Source organism: Pseudomonas sp. PDNC002, from assembly GCF_016919445.1.
GTDB lineage: Bacteria > Pseudomonadota > Gammaproteobacteria > Pseudomonadales > Pseudomonadaceae > Pseudomonas.
The window spans coordinates 3,983,473-4,002,909 of record NZ_CP070356.1 but is presented as its reverse complement, the minus strand read 5'-3'; the positions used below and the strand labels follow the sequence as shown (position 1 = coordinate 4,002,909).

General features: G+C 63.1%; 20 protein-coding genes, 1 tRNA gene and 2 pseudogenes. 11 read left to right on the top strand and 12 right to left on the bottom strand.

Annotated elements, in window-relative coordinates; genetic code table 11:
- Positions 1-109: 109 nt before the first annotated feature.
- The 3 genes from mmsB to JVX91_RS18350 all read left to right on the top strand — a co-directional run bounded on the left by mmsB (position 110) and on the right by JVX91_RS18350 (position 2,694).
- Entirely contained in the window at positions 110-985 is an 876-nt protein-coding gene (gene mmsB, locus JVX91_RS18360) for a 3-hydroxyisobutyrate dehydrogenase (protein ID WP_205335606.1), read from the top strand.
- A gap of 203 nt (positions 986-1,188) precedes the next feature.
- A complete protein-coding gene (locus JVX91_RS18355) occupies positions 1,189-2,106 on the top strand; it encodes a bestrophin family protein (protein WP_205335605.1) in 918 nt (305 codons plus the stop codon).
- Between the two features lie 21 nt (positions 2,107-2,127).
- Positions 2,128-2,694: a flavin reductase family protein gene (locus JVX91_RS18350; protein WP_205335604.1), complete on the top strand. Its 567-nt coding sequence runs from the start codon at positions 2,128-2,130 to the stop codon at positions 2,692-2,694.
- On the opposite strand, the gene JVX91_RS18345 is transcribed toward JVX91_RS18350, so the two are convergent.
- Positions 2,681-4,066, bottom strand: a complete 1,386-nt coding sequence (locus JVX91_RS18345; RefSeq protein WP_205335603.1) for a CoA transferase — start codon at positions 4,064-4,066, stop codon at positions 2,681-2,683. The two genes, JVX91_RS18350 and JVX91_RS18345, sit on opposite strands and share 14 nt — an antisense overlap.
- Before the next feature lie 206 nt (positions 4,067-4,272).
- Entirely contained in the window at positions 4,273-4,653 is a 381-nt protein-coding gene (locus tag JVX91_RS18340) for a hypothetical protein (RefSeq protein WP_205335602.1), read from the bottom strand.
- Between the two features lie 223 nt (positions 4,654-4,876).
- On the opposite strand from JVX91_RS18340, the gene JVX91_RS18335 reads away from it, so the two are divergent.
- A complete protein-coding gene (locus JVX91_RS18335; RefSeq protein WP_205335601.1) occupies positions 4,877-5,191 on the top strand; it encodes a transcriptional regulator in 315 nt (104 codons plus the stop codon).
- 113 nt (positions 5,192-5,304) lie between these two features.
- Positions 5,305-5,490: a hypothetical protein gene (locus tag JVX91_RS18330; RefSeq protein WP_205335600.1), complete on the top strand. Its 186-nt coding sequence runs from the start codon at positions 5,305-5,307 to the stop codon at positions 5,488-5,490.
- Positions 5,491-5,496: 6 nt separating this feature from the next.
- Here the strand turns inward: JVX91_RS18330 and JVX91_RS18325 are convergent, their stop codons facing one another.
- Positions 5,497-5,865: a hypothetical protein gene (locus JVX91_RS18325; RefSeq protein ID WP_205335599.1), complete on the bottom strand. Its 369-nt coding sequence runs from the start codon at positions 5,863-5,865 to the stop codon at positions 5,497-5,499.
- 445 nt (positions 5,866-6,310) lie between these two features.
- Here JVX91_RS18325 and JVX91_RS18320 point away from each other — a divergent pair, with 445 nt between their 5' ends.
- Complete coding sequence (locus tag JVX91_RS18320; RefSeq protein WP_205335598.1) at positions 6,311-7,024, top strand: endonuclease I family protein; 714 nt, start codon at positions 6,311-6,313, stop codon at positions 7,022-7,024.
- An 89-nt stretch (positions 7,025-7,113) separates the two neighbouring features.
- Positions 7,114-7,620 (top strand): DUF1993 family protein, encoded by a 507-nt coding sequence (locus JVX91_RS18315; protein ID WP_205335597.1) that lies wholly within the window; start codon positions 7,114-7,116, stop codon positions 7,618-7,620.
- Positions 7,621-7,650: 30 nt separating this feature from the next.
- Here the strand turns inward: JVX91_RS18315 and JVX91_RS18310 are convergent, their stop codons facing one another.
- Positions 7,651-8,124 (bottom strand): Lrp/AsnC family transcriptional regulator, encoded by a 474-nt coding sequence (locus JVX91_RS18310; protein WP_205335596.1) that lies wholly within the window; start codon positions 8,122-8,124, stop codon positions 7,651-7,653.
- Between the two features lie 204 nt (positions 8,125-8,328).
- Here JVX91_RS18310 and JVX91_RS18305 point away from each other — a divergent pair, with 204 nt between their 5' ends.
- Both JVX91_RS18305 and JVX91_RS18300 read left to right on the top strand, forming a co-directional pair.
- Positions 8,329-8,583, top strand: a complete 255-nt coding sequence (locus tag JVX91_RS18305; protein ID WP_205335595.1) for a hypothetical protein — start codon at positions 8,329-8,331, stop codon at positions 8,581-8,583.
- A 98-nt stretch (positions 8,584-8,681) separates the two neighbouring features.
- Positions 8,682-9,680 carry a bile acid:sodium symporter family protein gene (locus JVX91_RS18300; RefSeq protein WP_205335594.1) on the top strand — a complete coding sequence of 333 codons (999 nt, stop codon included), beginning with the start codon at positions 8,682-8,684 and terminating at the stop codon, positions 9,678-9,680.
- 74 nt (positions 9,681-9,754) lie between these two features.
- On the opposite strand, the gene gorA is transcribed toward JVX91_RS18300, so the two are convergent.
- A complete protein-coding gene (gene gorA / locus JVX91_RS18295) occupies positions 9,755-11,113 on the bottom strand; it encodes a glutathione-disulfide reductase (protein WP_205335593.1) in 1,359 nt (452 codons plus the stop codon).
- Between the two features lie 86 nt (positions 11,114-11,199).
- Between gorA and JVX91_RS18290 the strand changes: the two genes are divergently transcribed.
- On the top strand, positions 11,200-11,631 hold the full coding sequence (locus tag JVX91_RS18290) for a VOC family protein (protein WP_205335592.1): 432 nt from the start codon (positions 11,200-11,202) through the stop codon (positions 11,629-11,631).
- Positions 11,632-11,712: 81 nt separating this feature from the next.
- Here JVX91_RS18290 and galU read toward each other — a convergent pair whose 3' ends face one another.
- A complete protein-coding gene (galU, locus tag JVX91_RS18285) occupies positions 11,713-12,552 on the bottom strand; it encodes a UTP--glucose-1-phosphate uridylyltransferase GalU (protein WP_205335591.1) in 840 nt (279 codons plus the stop codon).
- A gap of 213 nt (positions 12,553-12,765) precedes the next feature.
- Positions 12,766-13,137, bottom strand: a complete 372-nt coding sequence (locus JVX91_RS18280; RefSeq protein WP_205335590.1) for a S24 family peptidase — start codon at positions 13,135-13,137, stop codon at positions 12,766-12,768.
- A 491-nt stretch (positions 13,138-13,628) separates the two neighbouring features.
- On the opposite strand from JVX91_RS18280, the gene JVX91_RS18275 reads away from it, so the two are divergent.
- Entirely contained in the window at positions 13,629-13,994 is a 366-nt protein-coding gene (locus JVX91_RS18275) for a DUF3509 domain-containing protein (protein ID WP_205335589.1), read from the top strand.
- Between the two features lie 155 nt (positions 13,995-14,149).
- Here the strand turns inward: JVX91_RS18275 and JVX91_RS18270 are convergent.
- The 5 genes and pseudogenes from JVX91_RS18270 to JVX91_RS18250 all read right to left on the bottom strand — a co-directional run bounded on the left by JVX91_RS18270 (position 14,150) and on the right by JVX91_RS18250 (position 19,365).
- Positions 14,150-14,235: transfer RNA gene (locus tag JVX91_RS18270), tRNA-Leu, on the bottom strand.
- A gap of 1,119 nt (positions 14,236-15,354) precedes the next feature.
- Positions 15,355-15,672, bottom strand: a pseudogene (locus JVX91_RS18265) (Clp protease ClpP); the annotation flags it as partial.
- Entirely contained in the window at positions 15,669-17,141 is a 1,473-nt protein-coding gene (locus tag JVX91_RS18260; RefSeq protein ID WP_205335588.1) for a phage portal protein, read from the bottom strand. The gene JVX91_RS18260 and the pseudogene JVX91_RS18265, both read right to left, overlap by 4 nt.
- A gap of 4 nt (positions 17,142-17,145) precedes the next feature.
- Complete coding sequence (locus JVX91_RS18255) at positions 17,146-17,358, bottom strand: hypothetical protein (RefSeq protein WP_205335587.1); 213 nt, start codon at positions 17,356-17,358, stop codon at positions 17,146-17,148.
- A gap of 3 nt (positions 17,359-17,361) precedes the next feature.
- A pseudogene (locus JVX91_RS18250) lies at positions 17,362-19,365 on the bottom strand (phage terminase large subunit family protein).
- Positions 19,366-19,437: the final 72 nt, after the last annotated feature.

Genomic DNA, 19,437 nt, shown 5'->3' with positions numbered 1-19,437 from the left:
CCCGGACTTCAGCAAGGATGCTGGTCCGGACCAGGCACCACGCGGGCGGGCACCCTTTCCGCGCCTCGCTCGCCAGGGCGCTCCCGTACAAGAAGAAGAGGAAATCCCCATGCGCATCGGTTTCATCGGACTCGGCAACATGGGCGGCCCCATGGCCGCCAACCTGCTCAAGGCTGGCTTCGACCTGAGCGTCTTCGATCTTTCCGCCAAGGCCGTAGAAGCGGCCGTCGCGCTGGGCGCCCGCGCGCTGGCCTCGCCCGCTGAAGTGGCGCGCGACGATGTCGAAGTGATCATCACCATGCTGCCCGCCGCGGCCCACGTGAAACAGGTATTCCTCGGCGACGATGGCCTGCTGGCCAACGTGCAGCCCGGCGTGCTGCTGATCGACTCCTCCACCATCGACCCACTGAACGCCCGCGAGGTCTCCGCTGCCGCCCTCACCCACGGCAACCCCATGCTGGATGCGCCAGTCTCCGGTGGTACCGCTGGCGCTGCGGCCGGTACCCTGACCTTCATGGTGGGCGGCGAGCAGGCCGATTTCGAACGCGCGCGCCCGGTGCTGGCCGCCATGGGCAAGAACATCGTGCACTGCGGTGGCGCCGGCAACGGCCAGGTGGCCAAGGTGGCGAACAACCTGCTGCTGGGTATCTCCATGATCGGCGTGGCGGAAGCCATGTCCCTGGGCGTGAAGCTGGGCATGGACGCCGAAGTGCTGGCCGGCATCATCAACACCTCCAGCGGCCGCTGCTGGGCGTCGGAGATCAACAACCCGCTTACCGGCGCGCCGGCGGCGCGCGGCTACAGCGGCGGCTTCGGCACCGACCTGATGCTCAAGGACCTGGGCCTGGCCAGCGAGGCCGCGCGGCAGATCCGCCAACCGGTGCTGCTCGGTGCGTTGGCCCAGCAGCTGTTCCAGACCTTCAGCAACCAGGGCAACGGCCAGCTGGACTTCTCGGCCATCGTCAAGCTGTACCAACAAGGCTGATCCGACTTTCGTAGGAGCGGACCTTGTCCGCGATGAACCGCGCAGCGGTTCCTGTTGTTATCCTTGACGCACGTAGCCAAGGGTAACCACGGATCGCGGATAAGATCAGCTCCTACGACAGCGCTTATCCAAACAGCCATCGCGTCGTTGCAAACCGCCTATCTCGGCTATCATGCGCGCTCCGCCCCACCGGATGCCGCCGCATGATCCTTCGCCCGCAAACCCCGACACTCTGGGTCCTGCTGTTCTCCCTCAAGGGATCGATCATCCCGGCGATCTGGCGCAAGGTGCTCTACACGGTGTTGCTCAGCTCCCTGGTAGTAGCGACCCACGGCACGCTCTACCACTACAAAGTGATCATCACCTCTACGCCCTTCACCCTCTGGGGCCTGACGCTGGCGATCTTCCTGGGCTTTCGCAACAACGTCGCCTACCAGCGCTTCTGGGAGGCGCGCACACTCTGGGGCGAGCTGCTGATCGTGACACGCAACCTGGCGCGGCAGACACGCTCGCTCCTGCCGAACCTCAACGCAGACGGCCGCCGCCAGCTGTGCAATCCGCTGATCGCCTTCGGCTATACCCTGCGTGACCAACTGCGCGGCGACCCGCAAAGCGACGACGTGAAACGCCTGCTGGGCAACGAAGCTGCCGCACTGGTTGCCAGCCGCAACCCGAGCAACGTCCTGCTCGCGCACCTTGGACAAGCATTTGCCGACCGCGGCCGTGCCGCCGGCGCCAGCGACGTCAACCTGACCGCCATCGACCAGCAGATGACTCGCCTGTCCTACGTGCTGGGCGGCTGCGAACGGATCAGCAACACGCCGATTCCCTACCCCTACATCCTGATGCTGCACCGCATCGTGCACGTCTACTGCTTCCTGCTGCCCTTCTGCCTGGTGGACAGCATCGGCTGGTTCACCCCGCTGGCGGTGTGCGTGCTGGCCTACACCTTCTTCGGCCTGGACGCCCTGGGCGACCAGATCGCCGACCCGTTCGACACCCAACCCAACGACCTGCCGCTGGACGCCATGAGCCGCAACCTGGAAATCGCCGTGCTGGAAATCCTTGGCGAGACTGAGCTGCCCGAGCCGCTCAAACCGGTGGATGGCCTGCTGCTCTGATCCGGCCCTGAGGAATCTTCGATGAACCACCTGAAAGACGTGCCGCTGAACAAGGCCTACCTGCTGCTCAACCACGGCCCGAGCACCATCGTCACCAGCGAGCACGACGGCGTCGCCAACGTGATGGCTGCCGCCTGGGTCATGCCGCTGGACTTCGATCCCCCCAAGCTGATGCTGGTGCTTGACCGCAATACCTGGTCGCGCCATCTGGTGGAGGGCTCCGGCGCCTTCGTCATTCAATTGCCGACGCGCCAGCAGGCCGAGCTGACCCTGGCGGTAGGTTCGAGCAATGGCGGCGAGGGCAACAAGTTCGAAAGCCTGGATATCCGCACCGCGCGGGCACGGCAGATCGACGCGCCGGTCGTCGAAGGCTGCGTGGCCTACCTGGAATGCAAGGTGATCAGCGAACCGCACAACCAGCAGAAGTACGACCTGTTCATCGCCGAGGTCGTCGCGGCCTACGCCGACGAGCGCGCGTTCTCCAATGGCCGCTGGCACTTCCCCAGCGACGACCTGCGCACTATCCACTACCAGGCCGGCGGCGCTTTCTTCGCCACCGGCGAAGCGTTCCAGGTCAATCGCGGCTGATCGGCTGCCACTGCGCCGGCGCCGAGCCCAGCTCGGCTGCCGGCAGCTCCCAGTAAAGCGGCGAGCCAGCCACCTGCAGCGGTGGGCGCAGGCGTCGCGCAAGGCCCCACGGGGTCGACTCGATACCGGCGGCCAGGTCAGCAATGGTTTCCGCCGCCAACTCCGCCGCGCCCAATGGTTGCGGACCAGCCTCCAACAAGCACTGCGCAGTCCTTGCCAACGACAGGCGCCAGCGACTGCCGCGCCCGCTGCGGCGCCGTTCAGCCAACCCGCGCAGCGCAGCGGCGGCAATCAGATAGCCAGTGGCATGATCCAGCGCCTGCACGGGCAGCGGCACGGGCTTCTCGTCCCCCGCCCAGACGCTACCCGCAGCGGCGATTCCGCCACTCATCTGCACCAGGCTGTCGAAACCACGCCGCTCGCTCCAGGGGCCGGACCACCCGTATGCATTCAGGCTGACATCCACCAGCCCCGGCGCGATGGCTCGGCGCACGTCCGCACCGAAGCCCAGGCGCTCCAGCGCATCGGCCCGGTAGCCATGGACGAGGACGTCGGCGCCGGCCAATAGCGACCGGAAGCGTTCCCGGTCGTCAGGTAGATGCAAGTCGAGCCGCGCGCAGCGTTTACCCAGCGAGACTTCCGGAATCACGCCGGGCTCATCCCAGTCCGGCGGATCGATGCGCAGCACTTCCGCGCCGAAGCCGGCAAGAAAGCGTGTGGCGATAGGACCGGCGAGCACACGGGTCAAATCCAGCACCCGCAGACCCGCCAAAGGACGCTCACGATCGACGCGCAGATCCAGCGAGGGCGCCGAGGTGAGTTGCAGATCGCGCAACACGAGTGACTCACGGGCCACGGCAATGCCTTGCGGATGTTGCTTCCATGCGTCCCACGAACGCATCTGAGCCGCGCAGCCGCCCTCCTGCACCACCGCCAGCTCCAGGTCTCCAGCCGACCAGCCGGAGACGGCATCGGTGACCTGGCCACGATCATTGCCCACACCCAGGACCCTGAGCGCGGCGGCACGATGGTGAGGCGCATTGGTGTGCAGGCGAATCCAACCGTCGCGCGTGCGGTAGTTGCCGGCGATGGCGTCCCACAGGTCCGGAGGAGTCCAGCCCTGGGCACGCAGAGAGGAAGAGAACCAGAACGAAGCCAGGCGGCGATCTATCACCATCGAGGAGGCGACGCCGACCTCGGGCTCCAACCATTCGCTCAGCGCCAGTCCCGCACACGCGATACTGGCTGCGGCGAGATCGGTGACGCAAAACGCCGAAGGCAAGGCGCCTTCACCCCGGAAGGCAAGATAGCTCAGACGATCGGCGTGGCCCGCCAATGCCGTCCATAGTTGTTCCGCAAGAACACGCTGCATGTCTATCTCCGCCATCTCCAAGGCACTGACCTTAGCCGGCAAGCGCCACGCAGGCGAGCCGACCTTTGTCGACAGGCAATAAAAAGCCCGCGATCAAGCGGGCTTTCGATGGGGAGCTAATCCCTTAGCTGGTTTTGATCCTCCGCCCCGGGACGTGAAAAAAACGTGAAAGCTGGGCCGATGGACACAATTTGTTCGAGTTTGCCTCAGCTGGAGTAATCCAGCGTCGTCCAGGCGCGGCTCAAGCCGCCGCTGATGCGGCACGCCGACAGATCCGGCGCTTCGCCCTGGGAAGTCAGGCGCACAGTGGCGTCGCCCTCGCTTTCTGTCAGCCATTGCAGGCGGCCGCAGTTCGGCGTGTCGATGACATAGCTGGCAGCGATTGCCGAGCGATCCTTCGGCAGGCGGATGGCGTCGCGCACGGTGCCGCGCTCTTCGGTGCGCTTGCCGTCGGCCACCAGCACCGCCCAGGCCTCCTTGCCCTCGATGATGAGGTAGGCGCCATTGGCACGCGGTACATCCGTCGGCGGCTCGGCGCACCCCACCAGCATCGCCAGACCTGCGCACAGCATCAGTTTCTGCAGCATCGCCAATCGCTCCTCTTCTTCGAAGGATGCCCGCCACCGCTAGTGTTTCGGGCACTTCCGGGTTTCTGTCAGCCAGCGAGAAAGATACTAGCGACAAAATACTGTTCATGCATACAGTATTTTGCGAAAATTTTCTAAACCTCGACGAATGGCCGCAGTCCATTGGCTTAGTCGATCACCTCGCAACAAGGGCATGGGCCCGCCGCCCATTGAGGAGCAAGCGATGGTCAGCATCCATCAGCTGAAGTACACCGTGAACCACATGGCCATCGAGGAAGTGCGCGAAGCCGTGGAGGAATTGACCCTGGAGGGCCTGGTTACCGAAGGCAAGACGCCGTTCAGCCGTACCCACTTCAACGTGTGCTTCGCGGAAATCGAAGCCCTCCTTCAGCGGGCCGGCTATCACCGCCCCCTGGACGTGGTCGGCTACCAGGGTCAAGCCTATGCGATGTTCGACCCCAGCCGCTGGGACGCGGTCGAGGTACTGCGCTGGTTGAAGGAGTATGTCGAAGAGTCCCGGGCGCTCAGCACCGCCTGACACGGGAGTTTTCGCAGGATGGTGGTGCGGGAGCAGCGACTTGCGAAGGGCTCTGGCTCGCACTACTGTCCATGCACTTTTTCCTTTCCGCTTGCCGAATCAAGGACGATTCCATGCGCGACGCATCTTCCGATGACAACTGGCTCTGGGCCTACCGCAAACTCCGCAGTTGGGATGTGGGCCGGGTCAGCTCCGCCTTCCTGGCAACACTCTTCCATTGGCGCGGCGATACCGGGTTGTTCTATAGCCACGGCGGCCTGCGCAAATCCCGACTGACCCGCGACGATCCGCTGGACTGAATCCGCTCACTGCTGCTGGTAATAGCCGTTACCGCGTGGGTACACCGCGCCGTTGGGATACTCGATGCTCTGCCGGACGCCGCCACTGCCCTGATCGATGATCACCGTGCCGGAGCGCGTCTCACCGTACCCGCGCGGCACCTGCACGCCACCATAACCGTCATAGCGTTGCCAACTGGATGAGCTTTCGACGCTCCCATTCGCGCCCGGGCTGACATAAATCCGCTGCACCGGCGGTGGCGACTGCCACTGAGGCTGGGTCTGATAGCGCGGTTGGTACTGCGGCTGAACCTCCTGCCCGGAAAATTTCTGCGCCAGCGTCGGCGCGCTCAGGGCACAGCAGATGATCACCGCGAGGCTCTTGAGACCGTTCATGGCCGATCTCCTTCGTGGGATGGGAAGCTACAGCTTACCAAGCTACTCCTTCGCCTGGCAGAACTATCGACACCTCCAGCTGAAAAAATAAAATCCTTTAAAATCTTATAGTTGAGAACACATCATGAGAATCTGAACGAAGAAAACTCCGTGATCCCCCGTGGGGGGCGATGGTGTCGCAATCCGGCAGCCCGGAACCCAGCTAAAACGCCCGCCAGACCCTCCCTTCCATGTCAGAAAATAGAATATAAATACTTTTAAATCATATAGTTACAATGAATATGTAATTCTTTACATAAGAAAATAACGACCAACACCGCTGCCAACCCGAGCTACCGCCCAGCGAATGCGAAACCCGGTGATTTGCACGGTTGCCATTCCATTGCCACGATTGGCATTTCTTTCTCAATCAGTAAGATGCAGCGACTTTCGTAAGGAACGCCTCATGTTCGGACGCTGCCTGACCCTGCTGCTGATCCTCACCATTCCGGCCGCGGCCTCCGCCGCCGCGCCTCGCACCTTCGAGGAAGCCAAGAAGGTCGGCCGCAAGCTCTATGCCCGCCAATCCGTGGAGTTCTACTGCGGCTGCCGTTACAACGGCACCAAGGTCGACCTGAAGAGTTGCGGCTACACCCCGCGCAAGAATGCCAACCGCGCCTCGCGTATCGAATGGGAGCATATCGTTCCGGCCTGGGTCATAGGCCATCAGCGCCAGTGCTGGCAAAGCGGCGGCCGCAAGAACTGCACGCGCAATGACCGCGTTTACCAGAAAGCGGAAGCCGACCTGCACAACCTGGTGCCTAGCATCGGCGAAGTGAACGGTGATCGTGCCAACTACAGCTTCGGCTGGCTGCAGCAGAAACCATCGCAATACGGCGCCTGCCCCATGGTGATCGACTTCAAGGCCCGCAAGGCAATGCCCCGTCCACAGATCCGCGGCATGATCGCCCGCACCTACTTCTATATGAGTGACCGCTACGGCCTGAAATTGTCGAAGCAGGACCGCCAACTCTTCACCGCCTGGAACAAGCAATACCCGGTGGAAGGCTGGGAACGTCAGCGTAATCAGATGGTTGGCTGCGTGATGGGCTGGGGAAACCCCTACGTGGGCCAGATCGACACCGCGCGCTGCCCCCCACCCAAGTTGGCAAATCGCTGACGGCTCGCGACAGCGGTCCCTGCCGGCAGTAGACTCCGACGGCCGTCCCGCGTGACGCGCACCCTATTGTCCTGTCTGGAGTACGCAGCATGTCCCTCTCGATCTACCAGGCCTCCGTTCCCGTCTTCATCCGTATGCTCGGCAACCTCTCGGCGATCCTCGCCAAGGCCGCCGCGCATGCCGAGGCCAAGTCCATCGATCCTTCCGTCCTGATCAATGCCCGCCTCGCCCCGGACATGTTCGCCCTGGCGCGCCAGGTGCAGATCGCCAGCGACTCCGCCAAGGGCGCCGGCGCTCGCCTGGCAGGAGTCGAGGTGCCCAGCTTCGCCGACGACGAAACCACCTTCGACGAACTGCAGGCGCGCATCACCAAGACCGTCGACTTCCTCAAGGGCCTCAAGCCGGAGCAGTTCGAGGGCGCCGAGAAACGTACCATCGAGTTGAAGCTGCGCACCCGCGAAGTCAGCTTCAGCGGCGCGGATTTCCTGCTCGGTTTCGTCAACCCGAACTTCTACTTCCACATCACGACGGCCTACGACATTCTCCGCCACAACGGCGTGGAAGTCGGCAAGATGGATTACCTCGGCGGCGTGTGATCGCTGCGGGCGCCGGCCTTCCGGCGCCCTTCATCCCCGTGGCAGCGGCAGGCTGGTGGTGGACTTGATCTCCGACAGCGCCACGATCGAGTTGATCTCCTGGACCCCAGGCACCTGGGACAACCGCTCGAAGAAGAAGCGCTCGTAAGCCTCAACATCCTCGGTGACGATGCGCAGCATGAAATCCACCGCCCCCATCAGCACATGGCATTCCAGCACCTCGGGAAACTCGTCCATGGCGCGGGCGAAATCCGTCAGGTGATTGCGTCCGTGGGCGTTGAGCTTCACCTGCGCAAAGATCTGGGTGTTGAGGCCGATCTTCTTGCGGTCCAGCAGGGTGACCTGCTTGCGGATCACTCCCTCCTCCTTCAACCGCTGAATCCGCCGCCAGCACGGCGACTGGGAAAGGCCGATGCGTTCGGCGATCTCGGCCGTAGAGAGCGTTGCCTCCTCCTGCAACAGGGCGAGAATCTTGCGATCATGGGCGTCCAGCGAAACAGGCATTAATAAGTCTCCAGACATCTATTACCCGACTTATTAATGCACACATCGCTGAACCAATGCAGAATTCAGGCAAATAAATCCCCCGGCCCGGTCGCACAATGCTCCCCACCTCTACCGCATCGGCCGACCGTCATGACTCTTCCCGCGCGCAACCTTCTCCAATTCCCCATGGAGCGTCCCGTTCCCACTGAAGCAGCAGCCGACGTGCGCTACCTGATCCGCGCCGAGATCGATGCCGACATCCTCTGCCGGCTGCTGAACCAGTTCGCGCTCCAGGGCCACGTGCCGGCCGAGGTCGAATCCTCCCGCCGCGAGGATTGGCTGGATATCGCCCTGCGAGTGACCACGTTGCCGCGCCATCGCGCCGAAGTCATTGCGCAGCGCATGCGGGGAATGGTCAGCGTCTACTGGGTCGATCTGCACATCAACGGCGCCGAATCTGTCCTTTCAGCGACATAAGCTGACTTTCTGGCGTTAGCCGGCACATCCTCCCGGGCTTAGAGTGCGAACCTGACCTTAGTGGTCGTTCACACACAACAACGATGAGAGATGTGCCCATGGCTCGCCCACGCCTGCTCCCCGACAACTTCACCCTGGCGCTGATCGCCACTGTGACCGTTGCCAGCCTGCTGCCCTGCGAAGGCACCACTGCCGTGGTCTTCGGCTGGATCACCAACCTGGGCATCGCGCTGCTGTTCTTCCTGCACGGTGCCAAGCTGTCGCGCCAGGCCATCATCGCCGGCGCCACCCACTGGCGCCTGCACCTGCTGGTGTTCGCCTGCACCTTCATCCTCTTCCCGATCCTCGGCATGGCGCTCAAGCCCGTGCTGTCACCGCTGGTCACGCCGGACCTGTACCTGGGCATGCTCTACCTGTGCGCCCTGCCCGCCACGGTCCAGTCGTCCATCGCCTTCACCTCGCTGGCGCGCGGCAACGTGCCCGCCGCGATCTGCAGCGCCTCCGCTTCCAGCCTGATGGGTGTATTCCTGACTCCCCTGCTGGTGCAGCTGCTGATCGGCGCCCATGGCGACACCGGCATCTCCACACTGGATGCGATCGGCAAGATCACCTTGCAACTGCTGGTGCCCTTCCTCGCCGGCCAACTGCTGCGCCCCTGGATCGGCGCCTGGGTCGAGCGCAACAAGCCGGTGCTGAAGTACGTCGACCAGGGCTCGATCCTGCTGGTGGTCTATACCGCCTTCAGCGCCGCAGTGATCCAGGGCCTCTGGCACCAGATTCCGCTGCCCGCCCTCGCCGGCCTGGTAGTCGCCTGCTGCGTGCTGCTGGCCCTGGCGCTCATCGCCACCAACCTACTGGGACGCTACCTGGGTTTCTCCCTGGAAGACCGCATCACCATCGTCTTCTGTGGCTCGAAGAAGAGCCTGGCCACCGGCGTGCCCATGGCGTCGGTGCTCTTCGCCAGTAGCACGGTGGGCGTGATCCTGCTGCCGCTGATGCTGTTCCACCAGATCCAGCTGATGGTCTGCGCCGTGCTCGCGCAACGTTATGCGCAGCGCCAGGACAGTGCCCACAATCAGTTGGAACGCGCCAACTGAAGCTGCTCCGGGTCGGAGCTTCGCCTACGAAAAAGCCGGTGCATTGCACCGGCTTTTTCGTTTCTGCGGCCCGGTCAGGCGCCCACAGGCGTACGTAGCGTAACGAACTCCTCGGCCGCCGTCGGGTGGATGCCGATGGTCTCGTCAAAGACACGCTTGGTGGCACCTGCCTTCAAGGCAATGGCGATACCCTGGAGAATCTCGCCCGCCTCCGGGCCGACCATGTGGCATCCCAGCACCTTGTCGCTGTCGGCATCGACGACCAGCTTCATCAAGGTCTTTTCCTGGCACTCGGTTAGGGTCAGCTTCATGGGGCGGAAACGGCTTTCGAAAATCTTTACCTTGTGGCCGGCGGTACGCGCCTCGTCTTCCGTCAGCCCGACCGTGCCAATGTTTGGCAAGCTGAACACGGCTGTCGGAATCAGCTTGTAATCCACCGGACGGTACTCCTCCGGGCGGAAGAGGTGCCGCGCAAGCGCCATGCCTTCCGCCAGTGCCACCGGGGTCAACTGCACCTTGCCGATCACGTCGCCAATGGCGTGGATCGATGGCTGACTGCTGCGATAGGCCTCATCGACCTTGATATAGCCTCGGTCATCCAGTTCGACCGAGACGTTTTCCAGCCCCAGGTTATCCAGTTGAGGACGGCGGCCGGTGGCGTAGAACACGCAATCCGCCTCCAGTACGCGGCCATCCTTCAATGTGGCGGCCAGCGTGCCATCGGCCTGCTTGTCGATACGCGCGATGTCGCTGTTGAACTGCAGGTCCAGCCCCTTCTTGGTCAACTCGTCGCGCAGGTGCTCGCGCACGCTGCGGTCGAAGCCGCGCAGGAACAGATCGCGGCGATACAACAGCGAGGTCTGCGCCCCCAGGCCATGGAAGATGCCGGCGAACTCGACCGCGATGTAACCACCACCGACCACCAGCACGCGCCGCGGCAGCGATGGGAGGAAGAAGGCTTCATTGGAGGTAATCGCATGCTCCTTGCCGGGAATGTCCGGAACCTGCGGCCAGCCGCCGGTGGCGATCAGGATATGCCTGGCGCTGAAACGCTGGCCATCGACCTCGACGGTGTGGGCGTCCTGCAACTTGGCATGCCCCTCCAGGAGGGTGACGCCGCTGCTCACCAGCAGATTGCGGTAGATGCCGTTCAGCCGATGGATTTCGCGGTTCTTGTTGGCGATCAGGGTCGACCAATCGAAGCTCGCCTCGCCCAGCGTCCAGCCGAATCCGGCGGCCTGCTCGAAGTCCTCGTGGTAATGCGCGCCATACACCAGCAGCTTCTTCGGGACGCAGCCGACGTTGACGCAGGTGCCGCCCAGGTAACGGCTTTCCGCCACCGCCACCTTCGCGCCATAGCCAGCTGCGAAGCGCGCGGCACGCACGCCGCCGGAACCCGCACCGATGACGAACAGGTCAAAATCGAAAGACATCATGGATCTCCCATTGGATATGCCAGGCAGCATACCTCATGGCGCCTGACCTATCCTGCCAGAAGCCGAAGCAGGAGATTACCGCCATGCGATCCACCCTGACCCACCTGGCCCTGCACGTTCCCGACCTCGACGCCTGCATCGCGTTCTACGAACGCTTCTGCGGCATGCGCGTCATCCACCAGCGCGAAGGCAAGGGCTCGCGCATCGTGTGGATGGCGGAGCCAGGCAAGGAGCACAGCTTCATCTTCGTCATCATGCCGGGCGGCGAAGAACGCCATCTCGCCGACGACGACTACAGCCACTTCGGCTTTGCAGTCGATTGCCACGAGGAAGTCGATCGAATCGCCGAAGAAGCCAAGGCCGCCGGCTGCCTGATCTGGGCGCCGCGGGAGGAGCCCTATCCGGTCGGTTACTACTGTGGCCTGCGAGACCCGGCGGGAAACTACGTCGAATTCAGCTACGGCCAGCCACTGGGACCCGGGTCCGAGGCAATGCCCGTTCCGCGCTCGATGTAAGCCGCCAATGAATCAAGGATGCCACGCAACGAAAAAGCCACCCGAAGGTGGCTTTTTCGCAGAACCGGAAGTCGACTGGAATTACCAGGCCTTGCCGGTCTTGTAGAGGTGCTCGTAGCAGAAGTTGGTCGCCTCGATGTAACCCTCGGCGCTACCGCAGTCGAAACGCTGGCCTTTGAATTTATAGGCCAGTACGCAACCGTCCTGGGCCTGCTTCATCAGCGCGTCGGTGATCTGGATTTCCCCGCCCTTGCCCGGCTCGGTCTGCTCGATCAGGTCGAAGATATCCGGAGTCAGGATGTAGCGACCGATGATCGCCAGGTTCGACGGTGCTTCTTCCGGCTTCGGCTTCTCCACCATGTTGTTCACACGGTAGATGTCGTCGCGGATCATCTCGCCGGCGATCACGCCGTACTTGTTGGTCTCTTCCGGCGGTACTTCCTGGATCGCCACGATGGAGCAGCGGAACTGGTTGTACAGCTTGACCATCTGCTTGAGAACGCTGTCGCCTTCGAGGTTCAGGCACAGGTCGTCCGCCAGCACGACGGCGAAAGGCTCATCACCAATCAGGGGGCGACCGGTCAGGATCGCATGGCCCAGACCTTTCATCTCGATCTGGCGGGTGTAGGAGAAGGTGCATTCGTCGATCAGGCGACGAATACCGACCAGGTATTTCTCCTTGTCGGTGTTGCGAATCTGGTGCTCCAGCTCATAGCTGATGTCGAAGTGGTCTTCGAGGGAGCGCTTGCCGCGGCCGGTGACGATACCGATTTCGCCGAGGCCGGCTTCCAGCGCCTCTTCAACGGCGTACTGGATCAGCGGCTTGTTCACCACCGGCAGCATTTCCTTGGGCATGGCCTTGGTGGCCGGGAGGAAGCGGGTACCGTAGCCGGCGGCCGGGAACAGACATTTCTTGATCATGGTAGTCCTTCGAGAGGGACAGGGGTGCGAGTTGCGCGCAGTCTAATCAGGCTGCGGCCGCCTTACAATGCCCCGGCTGGCAAGCCATGCAACTGCCTTGAACAGTTGCGGAACCGGTGGCACGACGGATACGACTCCGTGACAGCCATTTAGTTCGATGACTACTGGCAAATGGTCAGCATCGACACCCGGCCCACCCTTGGGCGCGCGACCTCAGGCGTGAAGTGCCGCCGCCCGCTCAACCTCGTCGCTTCCCACGCGCCGGCGCACCACACCCCAGATAGAGAGTTCATCCCCCTCTTCTACCCGCAAGACCGGAATGCCTTCATTTGCGGCAAGCAAGGCGAAAGAGCCATCGACAATGGCCAACTGGCGGATCATCGCTTCGCCGTTGAGTGCGGCCACCACGATCTCCCCCGGTACCGCCAACTCCATTCGATCCACCAGCAGCAGGTCGCTGTCGCGTATGCCCGCCGCCGTCATTTCCTCGCCACATGCTCGGACTATGTAGGTATGGAGCAGAGGCGCTGCGAGGGATTTACCAGCCCTCGGCACATCACGGGTTTCCAGAATGGCTTGAAGCATGACGATGCCCTCTACACTGTATATCCATACAGATACCAGATAAGGCGACACCCTTCAAGCCATTGATTGGAACCTCTTGGAGCATTGCCGCTCAACCGAAAGGACAGCACGCCAAAGGCGGTGGACTACCCTTAGGGAGGGGTGAGGATATCGATATGAATCCAGGCACGTTCGTGACTCTCATGATCATTGGCTGGCTGCTGCTGGCTGTGGTCACGCTTTGGGCGATTCTGCGCGTCCCGATGCGCCGGGCGCGGCTACAAAAGCCGAAGAGCAAGCCAGACGCTTCACGGCATCAGCCAATTCCGCACTGAATCTCCATTCGTGCAAAATGCCATGCGTTTTTTCGAGCCTCATGCAGAGTGCATGGGAAGCGCAGCGGCGCAAAAATATAACCTATTGATTTTTAATACATTTTTATAAATTAGAAGTTGGTATGCACTCTGCAATGAATGGGAAAGACCACCCCAATCATTGCCGAGGACGACACCATGCTGATCGAACGTCTGCCTGCCGCCCAGTATCTCTGCCAACAGTTCGCCGATTTCGAAGTGGGCTTCTCCGCCCGCCCGGACGGAAACCTGATCATGACGCTGAGCAAGGATGCTGGTGAGCGTATCGCCTGCCGCGTGGTGCGCCTAGAAGAGCAACGCAATCAGGAGCTGCTAACCAGCCTCGTGAGCCGCATCCGTCGCGACCTCGCCACCGAATATGGCCCCCTGCAGGAACAGGATGCCGATCACTTCAAGGAGGAGGTACCGCTGCAGAACTTCTACGAAACCGCTGCCCCGCTGCGTCAGCGCCGCATCGTGAAAGCAGGCGCCAAGCTGCGTGCCATGGCCAACGCGGGTGCATGATTTCCGGGCGTGATCGATTTACAAAAACCCGGCGGCAGCCGGGTTTTTAATATGTGACGAATGCACGAACGCGACCGTGCGAATCGCAAGGTGGCCAGAAGCATGATGCAGCGGAGCGGCGGACGCCGCGGGGAATGATTACCAGGGGAAAGAAATGGTGCCCGGAGCCGGACTCGAACCGGCACGCCCAAAGGGCGAGAGATTTTAAGTCTCCTGCGTCTACCGATTTCGCCATCCGGGCGGCAGCGCGTTGCAGCGTTGTCAGGGGCTCACGAGAACCCGCGAGGGGCTGGACTATATACAGCCCCCAGCCCTCGGTGCAAGTTGCGATCACTGGCATCCTGACTGAGGCAAGGTAAAGAAAAAGCCCTGTAAATCTTGGATTTACAGGGCTTTTCTATTGGAGGCTGAGGTCGGATTCGAACCGGCGTTCACGGATTTGCAATCCGACCACAAAAACCAAATTAATCAATGCATTAGGCCACGATCATTTCCGAAACGCAAGTGCAAGTGCCGCTCTGCTGCCCTAGAGCCCCGCAGGGGTAAATTTGGTAATGGAAATGATTTTTAGGTGCCTGACACCCTTGCGCCGCCATCCAGCTGGAGATCGCGCAGCGCGTCGCCCAGGCATAGCCGGCTCGATCCTGGCTCAATATACTGTATGCATAGACAGCATATTGAGCCCATGCCGTGCATCCAGAGCTGACCGAGTGGCACGCGCTGCTGAACAAACGCCGCGACCTGATGATCGGACCCGACAGCCACCGCCGCATCCTCTCCGAGGGGGCGCGGGGATGTTGACGCGCGGGGTGATCGACGTCGACGAGTGGTTCGAACTGGCCGAGCTGATTACGGCCGCGTATTCGTTCGCGATCGAGGAGCTGGCCGGCGAGCGGTTTCATCAGGCGTCGCAATACATCGTGCTCGACCAGGCCCTGCAGCGGGCTGGCAGTTGCACGCGAGGCACACTGGCGTTCGACGCTGATCCGCGTGCAGTGCTATCGATCACCCACGGCGAGGATGGAAAGATGTGTGGTTTGTCGTACAGGCTGCGGCGCTCCTGCAGCGCCGCGAACTCGTCGAACAGTCGCCGCAGGTGTGGCTCAAGATCACGCGCCATCTGGGCCGGAGCTTTCACGTCCCCCTGCACCGTCAGCGATACCTGCGGAGAGAACGAGAACTGCTGGTCAACCTGCGGCGGCGGTGGCTCGACGGGGTTGACCAGCAACGGGGCCGGGCTGGGGGGCGCCAGTGCCTCCAGGGAGCGTGCGACCTGGCCCAATGGAGCAGCAGGGCTGCTGATAGCAGGGACAACGAGCGAGCCGAGCAGCGTGCCGATGCCCGGGAGCAGCGCGCCGACGGCCAGGGAGTCAATGCGAGCGGTACCGCGGGCGCCGAGGCGACGCAGCGCGTTATGGATGGCTAGGCCGTCGAACAGGTCGCCGCCGATGGTGTTGAAGGCGACGACGATCTGGCTGGTACCGTCATCGGCTGCCACCAGGTCGCGGATGAAGTCGTTGGCGGTGATGCCCCAGACGCCAATCTCGCCATAGACATAGACCTCGATGGGGTCGGTGCTGCCTTCAGCGCGGGCCTGGATGCTGTACCAGTGTTGGGCGTTCTCGGTTGGGGCGCCGGGGACCTTGTTGTAGATCCGCAGCCGTTGCGTGGTAGTCATGGGGTTTCCTTCTCCTCCGGCTCGGGGGCCAGGCTGGTGAGGGTCTTGTAGTTGAGGCCCAGCGACTGGGCGCGCTTGGCGTCTTCGGCGTTTTCCTTGTCGATGGTTTCGGCGTCGTACCCAGTGCGCAGGGCCATTTCGCTGCGAGAGGCAAAACCGGCGTTGACTTCCAGCAGCTTGGATTGCACGTCCTGGACGGGGTGAATGTAGGCCCAGCCCTGGGGAACCCAACGGGTGCGCAGGTATTCACGGCGGCGGGTGGCGTAGTCGGCCAGTTTCACGGCGCCGCAGAGGACGGCCATATCCAGCCAGGCGGCACGGACGGGCCGGCACAGCTGGTGGACGTAGACGCCAAACTGGAGTTGCTCCAAGCGGCGGCGGAACTCGGTCAGCACCACGCGCAAGCCGCGATCGTTGACGTCGCGCAGGTCGCCGGAGAACAGCTCGTAGGACATCTCCAGGCCGTTTGCGGCGGCCATCAGTTGCTGCCGCATGAAAGCCGGGTAGTTGTTGCCGGCGTCCGGAGGGTCGGAGAACTCGACGTTCTCACCGGGTAAAAGCTCCTGCATGGTACCGGGCTCCAGGCCGGCCATAGGGACACCGTCGTGTGTTGTCTCTATCGGTTTGCCGCTGACCGGATCGAAAGTCGGCGGGCCGCCATCGGGAGCGTCGCGCCGGATGAATCCGGTAAACAGGTTGGCGACCTCCTGCCGGAACAGCACGGCGTCGTCGTAGTTGTCCAGGCTGCGCAGCCGCTTGAGCACCGGGGCAAGGCGCGGCACGCCGCGCAGCTGGCCGGGCTCCAGGGGCTCGTATATGTGCAGCATCTGTTCGGCGGGCACCCGCAGCACCTGGTTGTAGCCGCCGATTGAGGCGGTTGGGTCTCTCGGGTGTGTGCGATAGCAGTAATACGCGACTCGCTGGCCCTGTGGGTTGAACTCGATACCGGCTCGGATGATGTTCCCGCTCGGGGTCAGTTCGTTCTTGTCGCTGGGTACGAACTCGGGTGCCAGCAACTGGAGCTGCAGGGGCACGGCGTAGCCGTCCTCGAGCCGCCGTGGGCGGAATCGGATGAAACACTCTCCCGCCCCTTCTACGGTGCGCGCTACCAGCGCCTGCAGGCCGTAATCGGTGCGGTCATCTGAGTCGGCTTCATCTGTCCAGTCATCCCAGAGCTCCTGCAGTTGTTCGCGGAGGACGCTATCGGTTGTTCTCGGCCGTGGTGTGATGCCAGTGCCGATCAGATTACTGACGCGGCGGGTGATGGCGCCGCCGGCGTATGGGTCGTTGCGGATGGCGGCGCGAGAGCGTCTGCGGAGGTTGTTCAGCGCTGGCATGAGCAAGGCGTTCATGCCAAGGTCAGAGGCGTCCCAGCCTTGCGAGCGCCGCCCCTCCGCCGCACCTTCGTAGCTGTTCTGGATTCGCGTGAGTTTGGCCAGCCTGGCGGGGTCGGGGCGGTAACGGCTCATTGCGCTACAACCCCTTGCCGCCGTGGTAGAGGCGGACGATGCGACGCGGTGGACTTTCCGCCAGTTCGGCCTTGATCAGGTCGCGGGCGGCCTTCAGTTCGGTGATGGAGCGGAACTCAACGGTGCGGTCGCCAGTGGGTGAGCTGAAGCGGACGGATCGCTCGCCTGTAGCGATCGCGCGATCGATCGCGTCCAGGTCGCTTTGGGTGTAGGCCATGGGTTAACGCCTTTTCAGGTAGCCACTGTGCGAGCTGCGCCGTTGGGGCAACGCTTGGCGCACCGGCGGCTGTGGTGGTGTGGTTGGCGGCTCGGGGGCCGGGCTTGGGGGTACCGGTTGCGGCTCATCATCGGCGGGCGGTAACGCCTGTTGCTGGACGGGCTGCTCGAACAGGTTGCTCTGCCGGAAGGCGTTGGCTACCTGCTCCCACTGGTGTTGCTGGTAGCGGTGGATGTTCAGGTAGTGGGCTATGGCGAGGTTGTAGACGAGCAGGTCCAGCGCTTCGTTACGCTCGGCCTTGCCCTTCACCCACTCGATCCGCTTGTGTCCCTTGATGTAGCGGGCGACTTTGCGCTCGGCCACGCACTGGTCGAAGAAGTCGTCGGGTAGGGCCCGCGCGAAGTGCAAGGCGCCGGGGCCCTCGGTCAGGTTGTAGCGGTTATAGATCCAGTCCTTGGCGGTGTCGGTGCCGACGATCCAGAGTTCAGCGCCATTGCGTTCGACCTGGCCGAGCCAGGTGACGTCGACGCGCGAGGGGCGCTGGGCAATCACCGGGCGGCCCGGCTTGCTCGCCCCCTTGATGGCGAAGACGTTGCGCCACCGGCGCACGCGGCAGAACTGGTAAACCTCGTCGGTGTGATGGCCGCCAGAGTCCACGGCGGTAGCGAGGATCGGCAGGGTCGGCCCGGCCGGGTGCTGGTAGCGGGCCTGCAAGCGCGCATCAAGGGCAGCCCAGGTGTGGGTCTCCGCAGGGTCGCCCATGATCACCTGGTGATCTACGACCCAGCGCTCCATCCCAACGCCCCAGGCCAGAACCATCATTTCCAACCGGTTGCCCTGCACGTCAACCGCGCAAGTGAGCATGAGGGCGCCGACTGGCAGGGTGCCGAGGACGTAGGTCTCTGCTCTCGCCCGAGCCATCAGGACGCCGGCCTTGGTTTGTTCCTGGGCGCTGTCCCAGACCTCGGCCAGTCGGGTGTTGTAGAACACCTGCATGGGTTCGAGGTCACCCCTGCTCTGGGCGAGCACAGCCTTGTCGTACTGTTTGGCCAGGGCCGTCCAACTGACCCAACCCAAGGGGGCATACAGCGCGTTGAGGTGAAATCCGACCGTCTCGCCGTCACCGGCTGCGTGGGCGCGCCACTCGCCGGCGGCTAGCATGGCCGCCTTGTGGTGCTCCTCGATCAGGCATTCGCAGTCAGGGTTGGCGCAGCGGTACTGGACCATCTGCTACCCGCCGTCCCAGTGCAGGCGCGACCACTCCAGGACCTGCATGAAGCCGCAGTGCGAACAGGGCATGTAGTAATTGCGCTGGTCGCTGGTGTCGAACAGATCCTGGATCCGGCTCGCCCCTTTGATGGTGGGCGAGCTGGAGAAATAGAACTTGGCGTTGCGGCCAAACGTGGAGCCACGGGTTTCGGCCAGCTCGATGGGATCGCCTTCGTTGTCGACGTCGACGTCCCAACGGTCTATCTCGTCGCCGTAGATGAAGCGCGCGGCCAGCTCGGCGAGGTTAGCGGCGGAGCCGGCGGTGGTGGCGAACAGCGCGCCGCCCTCGAACTCTTTGGTGTCCATTGTGTTGCGCGAGTCGCGGGAACGCGGCGAGGCCACCCTCTCCCGCAGGACCGGCGTGGCTTTGATGGTTTTGTCCAGGCGGGCGGAGACGCGCTTCGCCAGGTTGAGGCTGGGCAGCAGCATCAGGATATTGGCCGGCGCCATGTGGATGCAGCCGCCGATCCAGTTGAGTGCGATCTGCGTCTTCATCAGCTGCGAGGCGACCTTGGTCACCACCCGGCGGCAAGGGCGCGCTGGCGAGAGGCATTGCATGGGCTCGCGGGCATAGGGTGTGCGGTCAGTGCGGTATGGGCCGGGCTCGGCGGCGCCGGTATCGCGCGGAATGCGCATGTATTCGTCGGCCCACTGATCGATCCAGAGCGCGGGATCGGGCTCGAGGCCCCGCGCAAATGCCGCACGATGCGCGGCGGCACCGTCGGCGTAGTGCTGCATGTGTTCAACTCGTGTCGGTGAAGGTAATACCGCCGTCGGGGGCGAGCTCTGGGGCGAGCTGCTTGGGCAGAC

Bases quoted from the DNA above. Each gene is read 5' to 3' on its own strand.
- JVX91_RS18260 (WP_205335588.1), bottom strand. From the start codon at position 17,141: ATGAGCCGTTACCGCCCCGACCCCGCCAGGCTGGCCAAACTCACGCGA.
- JVX91_RS18355 (WP_205335605.1), top strand. From the start codon at position 1,189: ATGATCCTTCGCCCGCAAACCCCGACACTCTGGGTCCTGCTGTTCTCC.
- JVX91_RS18340 (WP_205335602.1), bottom strand. From the start codon at position 4,653: ATGCTGCAGAAACTGATGCTGTGCGCAGGTCTGGCGATGCTGGTGGGG.
- JVX91_RS18330 (WP_205335600.1), top strand. From the start codon at position 5,305: ATGCGCGACGCATCTTCCGATGACAACTGGCTCTGGGCCTACCGCAAA.
- JVX91_RS18320 (WP_205335598.1), top strand. From the start codon at position 6,311: ATGTTCGGACGCTGCCTGACCCTGCTGCTGATCCTCACCATTCCGGCC.
- JVX91_RS18280 (WP_205335590.1), bottom strand. From the start codon at position 13,137: ATGCTTCAAGCCATTCTGGAAACCCGTGATGTGCCGAGGGCTGGTAAA.
- mmsB (WP_205335606.1), top strand. From the start codon at position 110: ATGCGCATCGGTTTCATCGGACTCGGCAACATGGGCGGCCCCATGGCC.
- JVX91_RS18345 (WP_205335603.1), bottom strand. From the start codon at position 4,066: ATGCAGCGTGTTCTTGCGGAACAACTATGGACGGCATTGGCGGGCCAC.
- JVX91_RS18350 (WP_205335604.1), top strand. From the start codon at position 2,128: ATGAACCACCTGAAAGACGTGCCGCTGAACAAGGCCTACCTGCTGCTC.
- gorA (WP_205335593.1), bottom strand. From the start codon at position 11,113: ATGTCTTTCGATTTTGACCTGTTCGTCATCGGTGCGGGTTCCGGCGGC.
- galU (WP_205335591.1), bottom strand. From the start codon at position 12,552: ATGATCAAGAAATGTCTGTTCCCGGCCGCCGGCTACGGTACCCGCTTC.
- JVX91_RS18290 (WP_205335592.1), top strand. From the start codon at position 11,200: ATGCGATCCACCCTGACCCACCTGGCCCTGCACGTTCCCGACCTCGAC.
- JVX91_RS18310 (WP_205335596.1), bottom strand. From the start codon at position 8,124: ATGCCTGTTTCGCTGGACGCCCATGATCGCAAGATTCTCGCCCTGTTG.
- JVX91_RS18325 (WP_205335599.1), bottom strand. From the start codon at position 5,865: ATGAACGGTCTCAAGAGCCTCGCGGTGATCATCTGCTGTGCCCTGAGC.
- JVX91_RS18255 (WP_205335587.1), bottom strand. From the start codon at position 17,358: ATGGCCTACACCCAAAGCGACCTGGACGCGATCGATCGCGCGATCGCT.
- JVX91_RS18300 (WP_205335594.1), top strand. From the start codon at position 8,682: ATGGCTCGCCCACGCCTGCTCCCCGACAACTTCACCCTGGCGCTGATC.
- JVX91_RS18315 (WP_205335597.1), top strand. From the start codon at position 7,114: ATGTCCCTCTCGATCTACCAGGCCTCCGTTCCCGTCTTCATCCGTATG.
- JVX91_RS18335 (WP_205335601.1), top strand. From the start codon at position 4,877: ATGGTCAGCATCCATCAGCTGAAGTACACCGTGAACCACATGGCCATC.
- JVX91_RS18275 (WP_205335589.1), top strand. From the start codon at position 13,629: ATGCTGATCGAACGTCTGCCTGCCGCCCAGTATCTCTGCCAACAGTTC.